Below are 18,010 nucleotides of genomic sequence, written 5' to 3' on the forward strand. Positions count from 1 at the left end.
GTGACTAACTCGTTAGTTAAAATAAGAGGATCTTACGATCAAGTGGCGGGATTCTACCGAAATTAATGGCTAGTCGCTATCCTCTGTTGCGGCATTTATCACCGCCGCCGGGTCTACGGGATTACCTAGGATGCGTAACAGTTTAGGCGTTGCGCCTGTTTCCTGCTCCAGCTTTCGCGAAAAATGGCGTGCTACAAGGAATCCCAACCCGCCAGCAAGCAGAGAAAACAAAATGATCACGCCTTCTCCCGCTGCCATCAAATCTGCGAGAAACTGCCCGAAAACAGCCCCTGCAATCGCAAACAGCAGCGGCAGAATGTAAACCACCAGCGCTGAACGCAGCACCGTCTGCTCTTCCAAGCCGATTTCAACCAAGGTTCCTGCATCGACTGGTTTTTCTGACGGTACACGGATATCCAGTACTTTGCCCGGCAGCGCATTACTGACAATGCCCGTGCCGCAATTGTTCTTGGAAGCGCAACTGCCACAGCTGGTTTTCTGCTGGCAGCGAACAGTCAGGTAACCCTCGCCACTGCCAGTAACCTCTGCCAATGCCGTGATCATGGCGTTGGCGTTCCTTCTGCGGCTTGTGGCGCTGTCATACGAACTGATTCAGCCACTTTTTTCGCGGTCGCCGGTGGAATGTCTCCCACGACGGTAATTTCTGCATTGCCGGAGACATGGCTGTGCAGGGTGCGGCGGCCTTTTCTCACCAACTGCTCACGCACTGACAGGTCATCAGCTTCGGACAGATAGACCGAGAAACTAAACAGACCATCGCTGAACATCTGGCTTTCAACCGGGCGCTCAGTGATCATCAAGCGGTGACGATTGCTGTAAATCGGCGAGAAGCCTTCCGGCAAAGAAGTGACTTGCCAACTCAGACCAGCGTCCCGCTGCTTTGGCACCTGAACCACAGGCGGCAATTCGATGGCAGACATCTGCTTCATCACATCACCAATCTGCGGAGATATGACCAACGACAGTGCGCGGTATTGCTCAATGGGATCGCCATCGCGATCGAGAAGGTCGGCGCGGGTCAATAGCTTGGTCTTCTGGTCAATCCAAAGCACATAGGAATATCGCGCACCGTCTTTTGGTGAAACGCGCACTACATCACAAGGCAACCCGGCTTCACGTGCTCGTCCCAGCGGCACGAAATCGTACATGGTCGAGAGATGGTCAATATCGGAATGCATGATGGCAGGCAAGGGTGCCACCATTTGGTTGCTTGCAATGGTAAACGGGTCAATACCAGGCTCGAAGTAACTCACTTCATCACCACGGCGAATCACTTCGCGTGGAGGGCCGGCAAGATAAGCGATATGACCGAATGACTCGCCGTCAACTAACGCATGGCGAAAACGAAGGGGCTCAATACTGTTTTTGCGGACCAGAATATAGGAAAGTTCGTAGTCCAATTGTTCGGTTGCCTGGCCCATCTGATGCAACAATGCCTCGGCGGGATTTTCTTCCGTCGAGGCATTCGCGACCAGACTGACCAGTGCAAAAGCACCGATCAGGAGTTGTTTCATCAATCTAGTTGCTCACTTCTGGTGTTAGCTTCTCGTCTTGTTCAATCATTTCATCAGCATTGAGGCGAAGCTGCAACTCATAGTCCTGGAACATGGCGTTGACACGGCGACGCTGCTCCATCAATTGCGCTTCAGTCGGATTCCCCTGCAAGGTTTCACGGCTAAGGCTTACTGGCTCAGCAGAGCCAGCCAAAGGAATGGTCTGTAAAACTGGGGGCTGTGATGCTGCAAGAACCGGATCCAACTGCTCACCACCGTTGTATTGCTGAACACCAACAATCACGGCCAGTGACACTGCGGCAGCCATACCCACCTGGGTGAGTTGCTGCAACCAAGATGGCATGCCTTTTTGGCAGCCGCTGGCGTAGGTTGTGCTTCCTGAATCGGAACAACATTGGGTGCAGAGTGCGCGCCGTGCGCAGGCTCAGCTTCCAGTGCCATCGCAACATTTGATGCGATGTCCCAACTCGGATTAGGCGTTTCTCCACGCATTACATCACGGGTAACAGCAAAGCTTTTCCATGTTTGCTGAGCCGATTGATCGTTTTCAAGCGCATCAATCATCGCCTGATCAATCTCGTCACCATCAAATAATGCGGAAAGGTTTTCTTTTTCAGCCATTTATTTCACCGTTATCAACAGGTAACACTGTTTAGTGGTTCATCAGAGGACGAACACGTTTGTCTACCGCTTCCCTGGCACGGAAAATACGCGAACGTACCGTTCCTACCGGGCAGTCCATCACTTCTGCGATCTCTTCATAGCTTAAGCCATCAATTTCACGCAGGGTGATCGCCGTTTTCAGATCGTCAGGTAAAGATTCAATCGTACTGAAAACGACCTGTTTCAACTGTTCTGACAACATAAGGTTCTCAGGGTTCGAAATTTCTTTCAGTGCGCCACCATTTTCATAATTTTCCGCTTCTTCTGCGTCAATATCGCTTGATGGTGGGCGTCTGCCCTGTGCAACCAGATAATTCTTCGCTGTGTTCACCGCAATACGGTAAAGCCAGGTGTAAAACGCACTTTCTCCGCGAAATCCCGGCAAGGCGCGATACGCTTTGATAAAAGCTTCCTGCGCAACATCAGGCACGTCGCCGCTGTTGCTGACATAGCGAGAGATCAGATTGCATACCTTGTTTTGATATTTTACGACCAGCAGGTTAAACGCCTGCTTATCACCATTCTGTACGCGCTCAATTAAGGCTTGATCGGTTAACTGCTCGCTCATTCGAGCGCCTTCTCCTTATTATTGATACCAGTAGTCTGCTTTCACTGTGGCAGTGTTCACCGCTAAGGTCAGAACACTGTCAGCTACCGGTATTTCTTCTCGCTCTTTGCCACTGTGGTGCCCGGCTTCTTTTTCTACCGCGCGGTTTTTATTGAGTGAGCAAAGTGTATGAGTGAAACATTAAAAGAAAGTTCCCTAAACGGATTTCCGTCGTTATACGATTAGATCCGGATCGCAAAGTCTATCAGAATGTTTGGTCACACCCTAACCAACTCTCATTCAGCCGTTCCCACTCTGTCGCATAATGAAGCAACTGGCAACGTTCTACGTGTTGCCACATTAGTGTAAACTCACTGAAATGACTCGAACTCGTTGTTTCAGGTAGCGGCTGACATGGCTACTTGGGAGAAAGGAATACGTAATCAATGAGCAACCAAGAACACGTGTGTGATGTGCTGGTGATCGGCAGCGGCGCTGCTGGTCTGTCTCTGGCGCTCCATTTGGCCCCGACCCAGAAAGTGATGGTGCTGAGCAAAGGACCGCGCAGCGAAGGGGCGACCTACTACGCACAAGGCGGTATTGCTGCAGTCTTTGATGAAAGTGATTCTGTTGAATCCCACGTTGAAGATACGCTGATTGCCGGTGACGGCATTTGCGAAGAAAACGTGGTGAGCTTTATCGCCGAAAATGCCAAGGAATGCGTTCAATGGCTGATTGATGGCGGTGTCCCTTTTGATCGCGAAGAAGACAGCGACGATGATGAGCCCAAATTCCACCTCACCCGTGAAGGTGGACACAGCCACCGACGCATTCTGCATGCTGCTGATGCAACGGGCGCTGCCGTGCAAACTTCTCTGCAAGAAAACGTGATGCAGCATCCCAACATCAAAGTGATGGAGCGTCACAACGCACTGGATCTTATCACCCGTAAGAAAATTGGAATTTCCGGTGCCAACCGCGTGCTGGGTGCCTACATCTGGAACCGTGACCGTGAAGCGGTAGAAACGGTGCGCGCTAAGTTTGTGGTGCTGGCAACTGGCGGCGCATCTAAGGTTTACCAATATACCTCCAACCCAGATGTTTCTTCCGGCGATGGCATTGCTATGGCATGGCGCGCAGGCTGTCGGGTTGCCAACCTTGAATTTAACCAGTTTCATCCGACCTGCCTGTTCCACCCAGAGGCTCGTAACTTCCTGCTGACAGAAGCGCTACGTGGTGAAGGCGCATTTTTACGCCGCCCTGATGGCTCACGCTTTATGCCGGACTTTGATGAACGTGCAGAGCTTGCGCCGCGTGATGTGGTCGCCAGGGCGATTGACTATGAAATGAAGCGTCTGGGTGCGGACTGTATGTATCTCGACATCAGCCATAAAGATCCCGAATTCATCACCAAGCATTTCCCAACCATTGATGAAAAGCTGAAAACCTTTGGTTTCGATTTGACCAAGGAAGCTATTCCTATCGTGCCTGCCGCGCACTATACCTGCGGCGGCGTGATGGTTGACCAGAACGGTCAGACCGATTTGGAAGGCTTATACGCGATTGGTGAAGTCAGTTATACCGGACTTCATGGCGCTAACCGCATGGCATCAAACTCGCTGCTCGAATGTGTGGTGTACGCTTGGGCAGCTGCCATGCATATTGGTGAAAATGCTGCCACAGCAGAAATTCCCCCCACACTGCCGCACTGGGACGACAGCCAGGTTTGTTGCTCAGACGAAGAGGTTGTTATCCAACACAACTGGCACGAGTTACGTCTCTTTATGTGGGACTATGTAGGGATTGTGCGCTCCACCAAGCGTCTTGAGCGTGCACTTCGCCGTATCGAACTGCTGAAGCAGGAAACTAACGAGTACTACAGCAACTTCCGCGTTTCCAACAACCTTCTGGAACTGCGTAACCTGCTTCAGGTAGCGGAGCTGATGGTGCGCTGTGCAATGGCACGTAAAGAAAGCCGAGGCCTGCATTACACTATCGATTACCCAGACAAGGCCGAAGATTCGGGCCCAACCATTCTGGTGCCAGACTTCCCTTGCTGAATCGCGATAGCAAAAAGCCCTCATAAGAGGGCTTTTTCATACCTGGAGCGATACAGCTATCTACTCAAGAACGGAAGCTCGATACCGCTGATTCCAGCTCACGGCTTTGTGCTGCGACCCGCGCTGCTGCTTGAGCATTTTCAGTGGTCGAGACAGTGTTCTCTGAGGTGATTTCCTGAATCGAATGAACGTTCTGGTTCACTTCTTTTGCCACCATGCTCTGCTCTTCAACCGCAGCGGCAATCTGGGTACTCATATCCATGATCTGCTGCATATCGATGATAATGTTATCCAGCTCTGATGCGGCTTCTTCGACATAACTGACCGACTGTTCGCTGTCACGCTGACAATGGTTAATGCGGTCAACGACGCTGTTGGTTTGCTCCTGTAGTGAAGCAATCATGGTCGCGATCTCATCCGTCGATTTGTTCGTGCGGGTAGCCAGGGAACGAACCTCATCGGCAACCACCGCAAAACCACGACCTTGCTCACCGGCACGTGCTGCTTCAATCGCTGCGTTCAGAGCCAACAGGTTAGTTTGCTCCGAAATGTCTTTGATCACATCTACCACAGTGCCAATCTGTTGAGAGAGCGACACCAAACTATGAATGTCATTGTTTGCGGTTCCCAAGCCGTTAGACAATGTCAGGATAGCTTCACGGGTTGTCTGCACTGTTTGATGACCTTTCTGAGCGCGGGCAAGGCTTTGGCCTGCATTCGCAGCAGCCGTTTCAGTGTTGCTGGCAATCTCACGAATCGTCGCTTCCATTTCATTGACGGCTGTCGCGGCCATGTCGGCTTCTGAGTGTTGACGGCCTAATGCCGCTTCAGCGTTATTGCTACGAGATTGCACATCTGAAGCGGTGGCATTCAATGTTGTGATTGAGACTTTTACACCGGCAATCAGGGTCTGACAGTGTTCCAACACAGAGTTAAAGTCTTTTGCTACCAGCGCAATCTCATCCTTGCCTTCGGCTTCTGCACGCAGGGTTAAATCGCGGTCTGCCGCCACTTGCTCCATGGTGCGGGTTAACGTGCTCAAACGGCGCTGGATAAAACGGTTAAGCAAGATACTGGCTGCGATAAGCAGCGATGAAATCACCACCAGCACTATCAAGGCGCTAATGGTCAGAGTGCGTTCTGCACTTTCCAACTCGTTGGCCAGTTGTGCACGCATGTCGTCAAAGTCAGCTTCCACCTGATGAGTTTGGCCTCGGATGTTCCCTAAAAGACCTGACTTGTGATCAAGCCCAACCTCACGGCTGACTTGCATATAGCGCTCTACCAATGCTTTCTGTGCGTCCAGAGAAGTAAGACCGGTTTCACGCTTCACGTTTTGCCAGACACGGCTGAATTCTTCAAAGCGCGCTTCATTTGCATCCACCATCAAAAGCCGGCTCAGCGTCACCAGATACGCAATGTCATCGATTGATGGGTTGTCTTGCAGAAGCTGCTCGTTATTTGCAGTCAGCTCGCCATGAATACCAGAAGTACGGTTCAAGCCAAGTCTTTCGTATCCCTTCGACAACGTCAGAAAACCGCTGTGGTAATTCTTCATCGCCTGAGAAACCGCACTGATTTGTGGCAGGGGGATATCCAAACGGTTAGCTTCCTCTGCCAAGGTATTCAAATCGTCTTCAAACTTGGCAACGTTACCGGAGAAGCGCTCTACGTATTTGGCATCCAATCTCGCCAGAAAATCTTTTTCATTACGACGCAGGTTAAGCAAACGCACTTCGAGCTCTGCAACCAGGGATTGTTTAGTTTTCAGATCCACCATTCGATCAGAGGCTTGCCATCCAATGAACGCGAATAAAAGTAACGACAGGGCGGAAAACGCCGTCAGACCGTATAATTTTGTTCTTATTTTCATGTCACCTCTTCCCTTTCCACTTCTTGAGTCGGCGGCAGCACTGATGCCAGCTTGAACCTTTATCGGCGCAATCAATGGTTCGTTTAGATATGACGTACGCTAAAAACAAAAAAAGGAAAGAGGATCACATTTTCAACACTAGACAAACACGACTGAGGTGACGAAAGGTATCACTATCAAACGCATCATATGCCAGCGCTAAACGACGGCACTCAAAGGGTGAAGTCAATTCCAGAACAACCAGGTGACGACTGAAAAAGCGCACCCGGGAGACATGGAAGTTATCTCCATTCAAGCGGCACACTCCATCGATATTGAGGAAAAGCTCACCACCATGAAGCGTAAAAAAGGACAACTGCGTGTGTGCTTCACGAATCAGGAGACAAAGGAGAAGCACTTTGGCTTCGAGAGGGATGGCACTGGCAACAAACAAAGTGAAGGCTGCCAGCGCATAGATTAGACCTACTCCGACCTTCAAAAGTCGGGAAGGCTGAATATCGGTATTAACGGAGTTTGCTGCGGTTGTGCTCGACAATTTTGTCTGTCATCGCCGCCAGCTCAGGCTTCTCGCTGCGGCCATGCCCCATCAACCAAGTAAACAGATCCGGATCATCACATTCCAACAAAGCGACGAAATGAAGTTTTTCGTCTTCTGTCAGTGAGTCAAAACATTGCTCAAAAAACGGCATGATAATGACATCCAGTTCCAACATGCCACGACGGCATGCCCACTTGATACGCGCTTTATCTTCTGCGCCCAGCATGAGTACCTCGAAAATTAGGCCAAAATAACTGGCCCAAATAGTATCAGCGAGCTGATCGCCTTGCTACGGCTCCCGGATTGAATCTTGTAACCCTGTGATCTGACCCCATATCAGTGGTATATAGACCGCAGTCGCATTAACATATAAATCCTGATTTTTAAGCGAGAAACTCCATGACGAACTGGTATCAATCACACGCTTTCAACCGTCTTCCTCTTTCTTCAGACAGCGCGTTACCAGCCCTGTCAGTGATCGCTCTGGATAACCTTTCTTTGATCACCGCCATCGGTCAGGACACTGTGCCATACCTGCAAGGCCAGTTGACCTGTGATTTGGTGTCGCTGGAGAAAACCCGGTCAACGCTTGCTGCTCACTGTGACGCCAAAGGAAAGGTGTGGTCTGCCATTCGCCTGTTCCATCACAACGAAGGGGTGGCTTACGTTCAGCCCGCATCTGTCGCTGAAAAACAGCTGGCTGAAATTAAGAAATATGCTGTTTTCTCTAAGGTCGAATTTGCACTTTCTGAGCAAATTCTGGTGGGTATTGCCGGTGAAAAAGCGGACAGCGCCGTGGAATCACGCTTTACCGGAGAAGGCGATGTTCGCACGACCCAAACCGGTTCGGCTGTTCGCATCGATAAAAACCGCTGGTTGCTGGCGATGAACGCAGATGAAGCTGACACACTGCTCACTGAGCTGGGCGAACGAGCCACCCTGAGTGACAGCTCACTATGGACACTGCTGGAGCTTCGCTCAGCAATGCCTGCGATTGAAGAGGCGAACATCAGCGAGTTCATCCCTCAGTCGATCAACTTGCAGGCGCTGGATGCCATCAGCTTTAAGAAAGGCTGTTACACCGGACAGGAAACCGTTGCGCGCGCGAAATATCGAGGTATCAACAAACGCGCGGCTTACCTTCTTCAGGGTGAAGCGGCAGAAGCACCGAAAGCCGGTGATACCTTTGACCGTAGCGTGGGCGAAAACTGGCGTACCGGTGGTACCGTGCTCTCTGGCTACCGTTTTGAAGACGGTCAGGCACTGGCATTGGTCGTACTACCAAACAACCTTGATGATGACAGCCAATTCCGCTTGGCCGACACAGAGGCGCTTTGGCAGAAAGTTGACCTGCCATACAGTCTGGAAGACGACGCCTAATGATGTCTTCAGTTGATACCCCTATCCTTTCCATTTTGCGCGATGCGGGCATCGCGCACCGCTTGTTGCCTCATGAAAGTGAGGCAACGACCATACTCGATGCAGCCAAGCAACGCGGTGTCGAACCGGATCAGTTAGTCAAATCCATGTTGCTGCGCGATATGGGCGGGCAGATGGCATTGGCATGCGTGCCAGGTACGGCGTCTGTTGACCCCAAGAAAGTTAGAGACCTTCTTGGGTGTCGGCGCATGACCATGGTCGACAGCAAGCATGTGCAGAGCATTACCGGGTATTCACCTGGCATGGTGACGCCTATTTCGGTGTTTGGCATGTTGCCAATATTCTTTGACCCAAGCCTTGCTGAGTTCGAATTCATCAACATCAGCAGTGGCTCACCCATGGCAGGCGTAGAACTTCGCTTTCAGGATTTGGTCGACTTTTGTCAGCCTACCATTGCTGATATCCGACGTGATGACGAGACCAGTGCATGAAGCCGGTGAATTGGCGCGGCGTTGATCTCAACCTTCTGGTTGCCTTCGCTGCGCTAATGGAAACCCGCAGCGTGACCCGCGCTGCCGAGAAGCTCTCAATTGGCCAATCGGCAATGAGTCATAACCTCTCTAGGCTGCGCACCCTGCTCGATGACCCGCTTTTCCATCGTCAAGGCAATGAAATGCAACCGACGGCACGAGCCTTCGAGCTAGAGCCCGTTGTCACTGCGCTTCTCGACACGATTGCCACCGATGTACTGACCCCGGTGTCGTTCGAGCCAACGCAATATTCAGGGCCCGTTCGCATCGGTTTAACCGACTATGCCGAGTTGGTTTTTGCCCCAGCGCTTTTTGATGTTTTTCGAGAGCAAGCGCCACAGTGCCAACTCAGTTGTCGCCCAGTCGATCGGGTCAATTACCGCGAAGCATTGAAAAACGACCAGGTTGATGTGGTATTGGGTGCAGTGGAAACCGAAGACCCAGTGTTATTGATGGAAGAGCTCTATACCGAAAAACATGTCTGCTTGTTTGACCCAGAATCCACGGGGCTGAACGCTCCTCTCTCATTGACCGACTACACCAAAACGCCTCACGCCTTGGTGACGGTAGACGGCCAGTTAAGCAGTCCTGTTGATAACACGCTCAAATCCCTGAGTTGCGATCGCCAGGTTGTGATGGGCTCACAACGTTTCCTTACCGTTCGTCATCTTCTCTCTGGACGCAACCTTATCTGCACGGTGGCGGAGTTAATGGCAAAACTCGACATGTTCAATGACAAGCTTGCTATCAGTGCCACACCCATCGATGTCAGCAATTTTGTTATCCGCCAAATCTGGCACAAGAAAAATGCCACCAGTGCTAAAAACCTTTGGATACGCCAAACCATTGATAAAACAGTACGTAATCAAGTACAGGATTTACGTGCCAGATAGATAGGCTTAATGCCTTACTTTCCATACTGTGACCAACCCCAAAGTCACACGATTACATACCTAAAATTTTGGGTAAGTGTCATATCTGTCACACAGTAGTCATACCCCTCCCGCTATAATGCCGCCCGCCAAAACCGAGTAAGCAGGTGACAGTTTTTCGTTGTCAGCAGGTCTTATCGGTTTAGGAAGTTGGCAGGAAATATAACCCAAGGCTCCAAAGCTTCAGGGATAAAAATAAAAAGGAATTGCGAATGCGGATGTTTCATCGTTATGTCCCAACCCTTATTGCGAAACACGTTTACCGGTTATTCAGTGGACGGATTCACATTGATGGACGGGGTGATTTCGACTTTCATCAAGGAATGGTGCAGGCGCAGTCAGATGGAAATATTGAACACTTTCGGACAGTGAAGGAGATCAACACTGAGATCCGCAAGCTGAAAGAAATGTACTGATGGCTATAGATCGTTTGATCTGGCACTTCGCTTGAAAAAAACACCGCGACTAACGCGGTGTTTTTTTATCTTCACAAAGAGGAGATTATTCTTCCTCTTCAATAGAGTCCTGATAAGCCTCGGCATCCAACAGCTCATTAATTTCCGCGGAATCCGTGATGCGAATTTGGAATAACCATCCATCACCGTATGGGTCGCTGTTCACCAACTCTGGAGACCCTTCCAAGTCTTCATTGATAGCCACAATCTCACCGGTCAACGGCGTGTAGATATCTGACGCTGCTTTTACCGATTCCGCCACGGCGCAATCATCACCTGCGTCTACCGTATCACCCACATCCGGCAAATCCACAAATACCATGTCACCTAGCAAAGCCTGTGCATGGTCGGAAATGCCTACGGTATACACATCGTCACCTTCTGGTCTCACCCACTCGTGGGAAGTTGTGAATTTCAGCTCAGATGGGATATTGCTCATAAATCAGATTCCTTCTAGAAAAACGTGCTGCAGCGTTCGACAAATAAGGGATAGCACACGGTGTTAGATACGCAAATTAGGAAAGCCTTGAACAGTTCGCAAGAAAAATCACCACACAAAAACCAATTGTTTTAACTCGATCAAGCCTTGCTCTTATCTCGTGAAAATCAGCCCCATTCTTCTGACATTCACTACCAAAGAAAAACGCCAATGATCAGTCTCGATCATTGGCGTTTTTATCACGTCTCAGGTGAGAATTAACCGTCGACTTTGTTCAGGTGGACATCCATTTGCGGGAATGGAATTTCGATACCTTCTGCGTCCAGCGCCTCTTTCATCGCTTGCAATAGGTCGAAGTAAACTGCCCAGTAATCTGCAGTGCGAACCCATGGACGAACCACCAGGTTCACAGAAGAGTCTGCCAGTTCAACCACGCCAATGGTTGGCTCTGGGGTAGTCAGCAAACGGGTTTCTTTTGCCAGTACATCAGCCAGCACTTGTTTGGTTTTTTGCAGGTCAGCACTGTAAGACACGCCTACAACGTAATCGATACGACGGGTGTCATGCTTGGAATAGTTAGTGATTGGGCTTGAGATGATCGCACCGTTTGGTACCACAACCATCTTGTTGTCTGGTGTTTTCAGTACGGTAGAGAAGATCTGAATAGAATCAACTGAACCCGCAACACCAGCTACTTCTACATAGTCGCCTGATTTGAATGGGCGGAATGCAACAATCAGTACGCCTGCTGCGAAGTTAGAAAGTGAGCCTTGCAGTGCGAGGCCAACAGCCAGACCGGCCGCACCAATAACCGCAACCACAGAAGCCGTTTGTACACCCAGGCGACCCAACGCCGCGATGAGCACGATAACGAACAGCAGGTAACGAACAAAAGTATGCACGAAGTCGACAACAGCATCGTCGAGTTCTTTCTTACGCATGACTTTAGCAACACCATTGGCAATCGCTTTCACGATCCAGTTACCAATGATGAGAATGAGGAGAGCAGAGATGATGTTCACACCATATTGAAGCAGCAGATCCTGATTGCCGTTGAACCAGTTCATGGCTTCGTTAGTAGCATTTTCCATTGCGGTTTCCTTGGTATAGTTATGTCTGTGTTTGTTTACTTCCTGAGATTCGACAGCACTGTATCTCAAAATCCTGGCGAAACGACTCGGATAAAAATCAGAGCAGAGTTTACAGTTTAAGCAGCATTAAAAAGTGTCTCAAATTTAAAACGAAAACACTGTTCCTTCCTGTTCTCACGAGAGCATAGCCATAAAAAAACCCTGTCGTATGACAGGGTTTCAGCATTAAGTTTGAGCAGCAAGACGCTTATGCAACTTGCTTTTCTTCTTCTGGAGCAGCTGCTTTTGCCATTGCTGCGTGGTAGTGAACGTCCATTTGCGGAAATGGAATTTCAATACCCTCTTTATCCAGACCTTCTTTGATGGCTTGCATCAGGTCAAAGTAGGTTGACCAGTAATCTTCTGTTTTCACCCACGGGCGCACAACAAAGTTTACTGAAGAGTCCATCAGCGCATGAACACCGATAGTTGGCTCTGGATCTTTCAGTACACGCTCGTCCGCTTTCACGATACGGGTCAGTACTTCTTTGGTCTTCTGCAGATCAGCCTTGTAAGACACACCAATGATGAAATCGATACGACGGGTCGCATGACGTGAGTAATTGGTGATTGGGCTAGAAATGACAGTACCATTAGGAACCACTACCATTTTGTTGTCTGGGGTCGTCAGTACTGTAGAGAAGATCTGGATAGACGCAACAGAACCAGCCACACCGCCTACTTCTACATAATCACCGGATTTGAACGGACGGAAAGTCACAATCAGCACACCAGCTGCGAAGTTCGACAGTGAACCTTGCAGTGCCAGGCCGATAGCCAGACCCGCCGCACCAATAACCGCAACGATAGACGCGGTTTCAACACCCACACGACCCAATGCCGCAATCAGCACAATCGCGAACATCACATAGCGAACCATGTTCTCGATAAAATCGACAACTGTTTGGTCCAGATCGCGTTTCTTCAATACTGCAGCGACAGAGCCTGCCACTTTCTTCACTACCCAGTTACCGATGAACAAAATAAGTAGCGCAGTCACAACGTTCACTGCGTATTGGATCATCAACTCTTGGTTGGAGGCCAACCAGTTCATCGCTTCAGTTGCTGTTTGTTCAACAGACTCAACAGCGTTTTGCTCAGTCATTTACATCTCTCACAAAGGCTAATACCAATCGTAGTCAATATCTGCTCATCCTAGCTTGTTGAAATGCTCGATAACTGCGTTGAAAAATTTGATTGTAGAATAACGACTTATCGAAATTTTCCGCCTTGTTCTCGAACATTTTTCCTGCGCTATTTCTGACCATCTACCTACTGTGATTGGTATAAAAAAACCAAACCACCTCAAGACGTTGAAAGCTAATCTTCGGCTTTCTATCTCTTGAGGTGGCTAGGGAATTTGGCTGCTATCAATCAGGTTGAATAACAGCCATAAAAAACCCGCTAAATTTAGCGGGTTTCATCACGATTTGTAATTAAATTTTTTAAATAAAACTTAAATTACAGTACGTCGATCGCGTTAAGATCTTTGAACGCTTGCTCAAGACGCGCAACCATACCTTCTTGACCAGCACGCAGCCATACGCGTGGATCGTAGTATTTCTTGTTAGGTGCGTCTTCGCCAGTTGGGTTACCGATTTGACCTTGCAGGTAATCGTGGTTTTTCGCTTCGTACTGACGGATACCATCCCAAGTCGCCCACTGAGTATCAGTGTCGATGTTCATTTTGATAACACCGTAAGAGATAGACTCTTCGATTTCTGCTTGAGAAGAACCAGAACCACCGTGGAATACGAAGTTCAGCGCGTTAGGTGCGATACCGAATTTCTCTGCACAGTATGCTTGAGAATCGCGCAGGATGGTTGGAGTCAGAACAACGTTACCTGGCTTGTAAACGCCGTGTACGTTACCGAAAGACGCAGCGATAGTGAAACGGTGGCTGATAGCATTCAGTTTCTCGTATGCGTAAGCAACGTCTTCTGGAGAAGTGTAAAGCTCAGACGCGTCCATATCAGAGTTGTCTACGCCGTCTTCTTCACCACCAGTACAACCCAGTTCGATTTCCAGAGTCATGTTCATCTTTTCCATGCGAGCCAGATACTCAGCACAGATTTCGATGTTTTCTTCCAGAGATTCTTCTGACAGGTCAATCATGTGAGAAGAGAACAGTGGCTTACCAGTAGCAGCGAAGTGCTCTTCACCTGCAGCCAGCAGACCGTCAATCCATGGCAGCAATTTCTTAGCTGCATGGTCAGTGTGCAGAATAACTGGCACACCGTAAGATTCAGCGATAGCGTGAACGTATTTAGCACCCGCTACTGCGCCTTTGATTTGTGATTCCTGACCTTCCAGCTTCAGGCCTTTACCTGCGAAGAACGCAGCGCCGCCGTTAGAGAACTGAACAACAACTGGTGCTTTAACTTTCGCAGCTGCTTCCAGTACTGAGTTGATAGAGTCAGTGTTTACTACGTTTACCGCTGGAAGAGCGAACTTGTGCTCTTTAGCAATTTCAAACACTTTCTGAACGTCGTCACCAGAGATAACGCCAGGTTTTACGAAATCAAAAACTTTAGACATAACAATAGTCCTATTTACTCTGTTGTCTTGAGTGAAATCCTATCCAAGCCGGTCTTTCCTACCGACTTGTTTCAATTCGGCAAACGTTTGCGAACAGTGCTGCGCATTGTACCCAAACGTGATTCTAAACACATTATTTTTTGCGTTTAGATATGCATTCCAATGATTACAAAGTTATCAAAGATGCATAAAAAACGGGGGCAGTAACCCCCGTTCCTCATTACGCTTTAGCGCGAGTTTCCAGCATTTCTACTGCAGGCAGTACTTTACCTTCAACGAACTCAAGGAATGCGCCGCCACCGGTAGAGATGTAAGAAACGTCAGCTTTGATACCGAACTGGTCGATAGCTGCCAGCGTGTCACCACCACCTGCAACAGAGAAACCTTCAGAAGCAGCGATCGCTTCAGAGATACCTTTAGTACCTGCTTCGAAGTTCTTGAATTCGAATACGCCTACTGGGCCGTTCCACAGAATGGTTTTTGCATTCTTCAGGATTTCAGCCAGCGCTTGTGTTGAGTCTGGACCCAGGTCGAAGATCATGTCGTCGTCCTGAACTTCAGAAACGTGCTTGATTTCTGCTTCTGCGTTCTCGTCGAATGCTTTTGCACATGCAACGTCAGTCGCTACTGGAATCGCACACTCGTCCATCAGTTTCTTAGCAGTCTCAACCAGGTCAGCTTCGTACAGAGACTTACCTACGTTGTGGCCTGCTGCTGCGATGAAGGTGTTTGCGATACCACCACCAACAACCAGTTGGTCAGCGATTTTAGACAGAGATTCTAGAACAGTCAGTTTGGTAGAAACTTTAGAACCACCAACGATTGCCACCATTGGGCGCGCTGGGTTGTCCATGGCTTTGCCCAGTGCTTCCAGTTCGTTTGCCAGCAGAGGACCTGCACATGCGATTGGAGCGAACACACCAACACCGTAGGTTGATGCTTGTGCACGGTGAGCAGTACCGAACGCGTCCATCACGAATACATCACACAGTGCAGCGTATTTCTTAGACAGTTCGTCTTCGTTTTTCTTCTCGCCTTTGTTGAAACGTACGTTTTCCAGAACAACCAGCTCACCTGCGTTCAGCTCCAGGCCGTCCAGGTAGTCTTTTGCCAGTTTAACGTCACAATCCAGTGCGTCGTTCAGGTAGTTAACAACAGGCTGCAGAGAGAATTCTTCAGCGTACTCGCCTTCGGTCGGACGACCCAGGTGAGAAGTAACCATCACTTTCGCGCCAGCTTCCAGGCAGTGTTTGATGGTTGGCAGAGACGCCAGAATACGCGCGTCAGAAGTCACTTTACCGTCTTTTACTGGTACGTTCAGATCGGCACGGATAAATACGCGTTTGCCAGCCAGATCCAGATCGGTCATTTTGATTACAGACATTTTCGTCCTCTCTCTAAGTTGCAAAAATCAAAAAATTTGCTGTGGCTTTCTTTACTTCGGAAAGCCGTGGCTCAAGCCTTCGAGCCACTGGTAACTGTTGCCATGGCCAACGCCGTATCCAGCATGCGGTTGGCAAATCCCCATTCGTTGTCGCACCACACCAACATCTTTATCAGATGATGGTTACTCACTCGTGTCTGCGAACCATCCACAATGGCGCTGTGGGGATCATGGTTGAAGTCTATCGAGACAAGTGGTGCCTCGGTATAGTCGACGATGCCGTTCAATGTACACCGAGCGGCCTCCTCGAGTGATTGATTTACGTCATTAACTTTCACTTTTGTGTGAACAGTAACACTCAAATCCATTGCTGTGACGTTAATTGTTGGCACTCTAACCGAAATCGCTTCAAATTTGTCAGAAAATTTCGGAAAGATTCTTCCAATTCCTAAATGTAATTTGGTGTCGACCGGAATAATAGACTGACTGGCAGCGCGCGTGCGTCGCAAATCTGGGTGATAGGCATCTATTACCTGCTGGTCGTTCATGGAAGAGTGAATCGTGGTAATGGTGCCTGACTCAATCCCAAACTGCTCATCCAGTACCTTAATCACTGGCACGATACAGTTGGTGGTGCAGGAACCATTGGAAACAATGCGATCCGTCGGTTTGAGGGTTTCTTCATTCACACCAAAGATGATGGTGTTATCCAGGTCGTTACTGCCTGGATGGGAGAACAGCACTTTCTTGGCACCGGCGTCCAAATGCGCCTGACCGTGTTCGCGGTTACCAAACACACCCGTACAGTCGAGCACGATGTCGATGTCCAGATCTCGCCAAGGGAGCAAATTGATATCACTAAGGTGCAGGATGCGGATTTTGTCGTCGCCAACAAACAGGGACTCCTGACTGTTGGTCACTTTCTTGAAAAAGCGGCCATGACTGGAGTCATACTGAAGCAGATGCGCCATGGCATCGGGCTCAGCTAATTCGTTCACCGCAACCACTTCTATCTGGTCACGTTTGTCACTTTCATACAGCGCGCGGAGCACGCTACGGCCAATGCGGCCAAATCCATTAATTGCGACGCGTAATGCCATATCCCTGCTGTTCTGTGTCATTAATGAAATGCGGCTGACAGTCTATCTCAAGCACGTGAATTTCGCACGCAGAATGTGACTGGTCTCTCATCAATGTTTCTTAAGGATTGGATAAAGAACTGGAAAGAAAAAACCCGCCAGTTGGCGGGCTTTCAGTATTGATTGGGTATTTACGCCAACAGTTCTTTTGCTGTCTCAACCACGTTTTCGGTGGTGAAACCGAACATCTTGAACAGCTCACCTGCCGGTGCAGATTCACCGAAGGTGTGCATGCCGATGATACGGCCGTCAAAGCCCACGTACTTGTACCAGAAGTCCGCGATGCCCGCTTCGATAGCCACACGTGCCGTCACGTCTGATGGCAGTACCGATTCACGGTAAGCCGCATCTTGCTTGTCGAACACGTCAGTCGATGGGATAGACACCACGCGAACATTGAAACCCTGCGCTGACAGTTCAGTGCTTGCTTCAACCGCCAGTTCAACCTCTGAACCGGTCGCAATCAGAATGAGTTCAGGAGTGCCAATGCAATCTTTCAGGATGTAACCACCCTTGGCGATGTTTGCCACTTGCTCCGGTGAACGCTCTTGTTGAGCCAGGTTCTGACGCGAGAAAATCAGCGAACTTGGGCCGTCTTTACGCTCAATCGCCAGTTTCCACGCTACCGCAGATTCTACCTGGTCGCATGGGCGCCATGTGCTCATGTTTGGTGTCAGGCGCAGAGAAGCGATTTGCTCAACAGGCTGGTGCGTTGGGCCATCTTCACCCAGACCGATAGAGTCGTGAGTGTAAACCTGAATGTTCTGAACTTTCATCAGTGCCGCCATACGCATCGCGTTACGCGCGTATTCCATGAACATCAGGAAGGTCGCACCGTAAGGAACGAAACCACCGTGCAGGGCAATA

Annotated in this window: 18 protein-coding genes and 1 pseudogene; 5 read left to right on the plus strand and 14 right to left on the minus strand. The window is 49.5% G+C overall.

Features of this window, described 5'->3' with window-relative positions; all coding sequences use genetic code 11:
- Window positions 1–69: 69 nt before the first annotated feature.
- The 4 genes and pseudogenes from G5S52_RS21470 to rpoE form a co-directional block, all read right to left on the minus strand.
- On the minus strand, window positions 70–564 hold the full coding sequence (locus G5S52_RS21470; RefSeq protein WP_165018365.1) for a SoxR reducing system RseC family protein: 495 nt from the start codon (window positions 562–564) through the stop codon (window positions 70–72).
- Window positions 561–1,535: a sigma-E factor regulatory protein RseB gene (gene rseB / locus G5S52_RS21475; RefSeq protein ID WP_002537519.1), complete on the minus strand. Its 975-nt coding sequence runs from the start codon at window positions 1,533–1,535 to the stop codon at window positions 561–563. The genes G5S52_RS21470 and rseB overlap by 4 nt, the downstream gene beginning before the upstream one ends.
- A gap of 4 nt (window positions 1,536–1,539) precedes the next feature.
- Window positions 1,540–2,156: pseudogene (locus G5S52_RS21480) on the minus strand (RseA family anti-sigma factor).
- Window positions 2,157–2,187: 31 nt separating this feature from the next.
- Window positions 2,188–2,766: an RNA polymerase sigma factor RpoE gene (rpoE, locus tag G5S52_RS21485; protein ID WP_002537517.1), complete on the minus strand. Its 579-nt coding sequence runs from the start codon at window positions 2,764–2,766 to the stop codon at window positions 2,188–2,190.
- 425 nt (window positions 2,767–3,191) lie between these two features.
- Here rpoE and nadB point away from each other — a divergent pair, with 425 nt between their 5' ends.
- On the plus strand, window positions 3,192–4,805 hold the full coding sequence (nadB, locus tag G5S52_RS21490) for an L-aspartate oxidase (RefSeq protein ID WP_165018367.1): 1,614 nt from the start codon (window positions 3,192–3,194) through the stop codon (window positions 4,803–4,805).
- Between the two features lie 64 nt (window positions 4,806–4,869).
- Here nadB and G5S52_RS21495 read toward each other — a convergent pair whose 3' ends face one another.
- The 3 genes from G5S52_RS21495 to G5S52_RS21505 all read right to left on the minus strand — a co-directional run bounded on the left by G5S52_RS21495 (window position 4,870) and on the right by G5S52_RS21505 (window position 7,442).
- A complete protein-coding gene (locus tag G5S52_RS21495; protein WP_165018369.1) occupies window positions 4,870–6,678 on the minus strand; it encodes a methyl-accepting chemotaxis protein in 1,809 nt (602 codons plus the stop codon).
- 124 nt (window positions 6,679–6,802) lie between these two features.
- Window positions 6,803–7,213 (minus strand): protein YgfX, encoded by a 411-nt coding sequence (locus G5S52_RS24085; protein ID WP_306418274.1) that lies wholly within the window; start codon window positions 7,211–7,213, stop codon window positions 6,803–6,805.
- Entirely contained in the window at window positions 7,182–7,442 is a 261-nt protein-coding gene (locus tag G5S52_RS21505; protein WP_002537511.1) for an FAD assembly factor SdhE, read from the minus strand. The genes G5S52_RS24085 and G5S52_RS21505 overlap by 32 nt, the downstream gene beginning before the upstream one ends.
- Before the next feature lie 173 nt (window positions 7,443–7,615).
- On the opposite strand from G5S52_RS21505, the gene ygfZ reads away from it, so the two are divergent.
- From ygfZ to G5S52_RS21525, 4 genes are all read left to right on the plus strand, one after another.
- Window positions 7,616–8,596 carry a tRNA-modifying protein YgfZ gene (gene ygfZ / locus G5S52_RS21510; protein ID WP_165018373.1) on the plus strand — a complete coding sequence of 327 codons (981 nt, stop codon included), beginning with the start codon at window positions 7,616–7,618 and terminating at the stop codon, window positions 8,594–8,596.
- Window positions 8,596–9,087, plus strand: a complete 492-nt coding sequence (locus G5S52_RS21515) for an aminoacyl-tRNA deacylase (RefSeq protein ID WP_165018375.1) — start codon at window positions 8,596–8,598, stop codon at window positions 9,085–9,087. The genes ygfZ and G5S52_RS21515 overlap by 1 nt, the downstream gene beginning before the upstream one ends.
- On the plus strand, window positions 9,084–10,019 hold the full coding sequence (locus G5S52_RS21520; protein WP_165018377.1) for a LysR family transcriptional regulator: 936 nt from the start codon (window positions 9,084–9,086) through the stop codon (window positions 10,017–10,019). The genes G5S52_RS21515 and G5S52_RS21520 overlap by 4 nt, the downstream gene beginning before the upstream one ends.
- Window positions 10,020–10,270: 251 nt before the next feature.
- A complete protein-coding gene (locus G5S52_RS21525; RefSeq protein ID WP_002537506.1) occupies window positions 10,271–10,474 on the plus strand; it encodes a DUF1107 family protein in 204 nt (67 codons plus the stop codon).
- 85 nt (window positions 10,475–10,559) lie between these two features.
- Here the strand turns inward: G5S52_RS21525 and gcvH are convergent, their stop codons facing one another.
- From gcvH to G5S52_RS21560, 7 genes are all read right to left on the minus strand, one after another.
- Window positions 10,560–10,952, minus strand: coding sequence for a glycine cleavage system protein GcvH (gene gcvH / locus G5S52_RS21530; protein WP_002537505.1), 393 nt, complete (start codon window positions 10,950–10,952; stop codon window positions 10,560–10,562).
- A gap of 257 nt (window positions 10,953–11,209) precedes the next feature.
- Window positions 11,210–12,043, minus strand: coding sequence for a small-conductance mechanosensitive channel MscS (gene mscS, locus G5S52_RS21535; protein WP_046304289.1), 834 nt, complete (start codon window positions 12,041–12,043; stop codon window positions 11,210–11,212).
- Window positions 12,044–12,290: 247 nt separating this feature from the next.
- Window positions 12,291–13,187, minus strand: a complete 897-nt coding sequence (gene mscS, locus G5S52_RS21540; RefSeq protein WP_165018379.1) for a small-conductance mechanosensitive channel MscS — start codon at window positions 13,185–13,187, stop codon at window positions 12,291–12,293.
- A 356-nt stretch (window positions 13,188–13,543) separates the two neighbouring features.
- A complete protein-coding gene (gene fbaA / locus G5S52_RS21545; RefSeq protein ID WP_165018381.1) occupies window positions 13,544–14,620 on the minus strand; it encodes a class II fructose-bisphosphate aldolase in 1,077 nt (358 codons plus the stop codon).
- 220 nt (window positions 14,621–14,840) lie between these two features.
- Window positions 14,841–16,004 (minus strand): phosphoglycerate kinase, encoded by a 1,164-nt coding sequence (locus tag G5S52_RS21550; RefSeq protein ID WP_165018383.1) that lies wholly within the window; start codon window positions 16,002–16,004, stop codon window positions 14,841–14,843.
- A gap of 71 nt (window positions 16,005–16,075) precedes the next feature.
- Window positions 16,076–17,104, minus strand: a complete 1,029-nt coding sequence (epd, locus tag G5S52_RS21555) for an erythrose-4-phosphate dehydrogenase (RefSeq protein ID WP_046308321.1) — start codon at window positions 17,102–17,104, stop codon at window positions 16,076–16,078.
- A gap of 170 nt (window positions 17,105–17,274) precedes the next feature.
- Window positions 17,275–18,010 (minus strand): transketolase-like TK C-terminal-containing protein (locus tag G5S52_RS21560; protein ID WP_306418275.1); only part of this gene is annotated, 736 nt, incomplete at its 5' end.

The sequence above is a fragment of the Grimontia sedimenti genome, assembly GCF_011045095.1.
Taxonomy (GTDB): domain Bacteria; phylum Pseudomonadota; class Gammaproteobacteria; order Enterobacterales; family Vibrionaceae; genus Enterovibrio; species Enterovibrio sedimenti.

Coding starts and splice junctions, on each gene's coding strand:
- G5S52_RS21470 (WP_165018365.1), bottom strand. CDS start 564: ATGATCACGGCATTGGCAGAGGTTACTGGCAGTGGCGAGGGTTACCTG.
- rseB (WP_002537519.1), bottom strand. CDS start 1,535: ATGAAACAACTCCTGATCGGTGCTTTTGCACTGGTCAGTCTGGTCGCG.
- rpoE (WP_002537517.1), bottom strand. CDS start 2,766: ATGAGCGAGCAGTTAACCGATCAAGCCTTAATTGAGCGCGTACAGAAT.
- nadB (WP_165018367.1), top strand. CDS start 3,192: ATGAGCAACCAAGAACACGTGTGTGATGTGCTGGTGATCGGCAGCGGC.
- G5S52_RS21495 (WP_165018369.1), bottom strand. CDS start 6,678: ATGAAAATAAGAACAAAATTATACGGTCTGACGGCGTTTTCCGCCCTG.
- G5S52_RS21505 (WP_002537511.1), bottom strand. CDS start 7,442: ATGCTGGGCGCAGAAGATAAAGCGCGTATCAAGTGGGCATGCCGTCGT.
- ygfZ (WP_165018373.1), top strand. CDS start 7,616: ATGACGAACTGGTATCAATCACACGCTTTCAACCGTCTTCCTCTTTCT.
- G5S52_RS21515 (WP_165018375.1), top strand. CDS start 8,596: ATGATGTCTTCAGTTGATACCCCTATCCTTTCCATTTTGCGCGATGCG.
- G5S52_RS21520 (WP_165018377.1), top strand. CDS start 9,084: ATGAAGCCGGTGAATTGGCGCGGCGTTGATCTCAACCTTCTGGTTGCC.
- G5S52_RS21525 (WP_002537506.1), top strand. CDS start 10,271: ATGCGGATGTTTCATCGTTATGTCCCAACCCTTATTGCGAAACACGTT.
- gcvH (WP_002537505.1), bottom strand. CDS start 10,952: ATGAGCAATATCCCATCTGAGCTGAAATTCACAACTTCCCACGAGTGG.
- mscS (WP_046304289.1), bottom strand. CDS start 12,043: ATGGAAAATGCTACTAACGAAGCCATGAACTGGTTCAACGGCAATCAG.
- mscS (WP_165018379.1), bottom strand. CDS start 13,187: ATGACTGAGCAAAACGCTGTTGAGTCTGTTGAACAAACAGCAACTGAA.
- fbaA (WP_165018381.1), bottom strand. CDS start 14,620: ATGTCTAAAGTTTTTGATTTCGTAAAACCTGGCGTTATCTCTGGTGAC.
- G5S52_RS21550 (WP_165018383.1), bottom strand. CDS start 16,004: ATGTCTGTAATCAAAATGACCGATCTGGATCTGGCTGGCAAACGCGTA.
- epd (WP_046308321.1), bottom strand. CDS start 17,104: ATGGCATTACGCGTCGCAATTAATGGATTTGGCCGCATTGGCCGTAGC.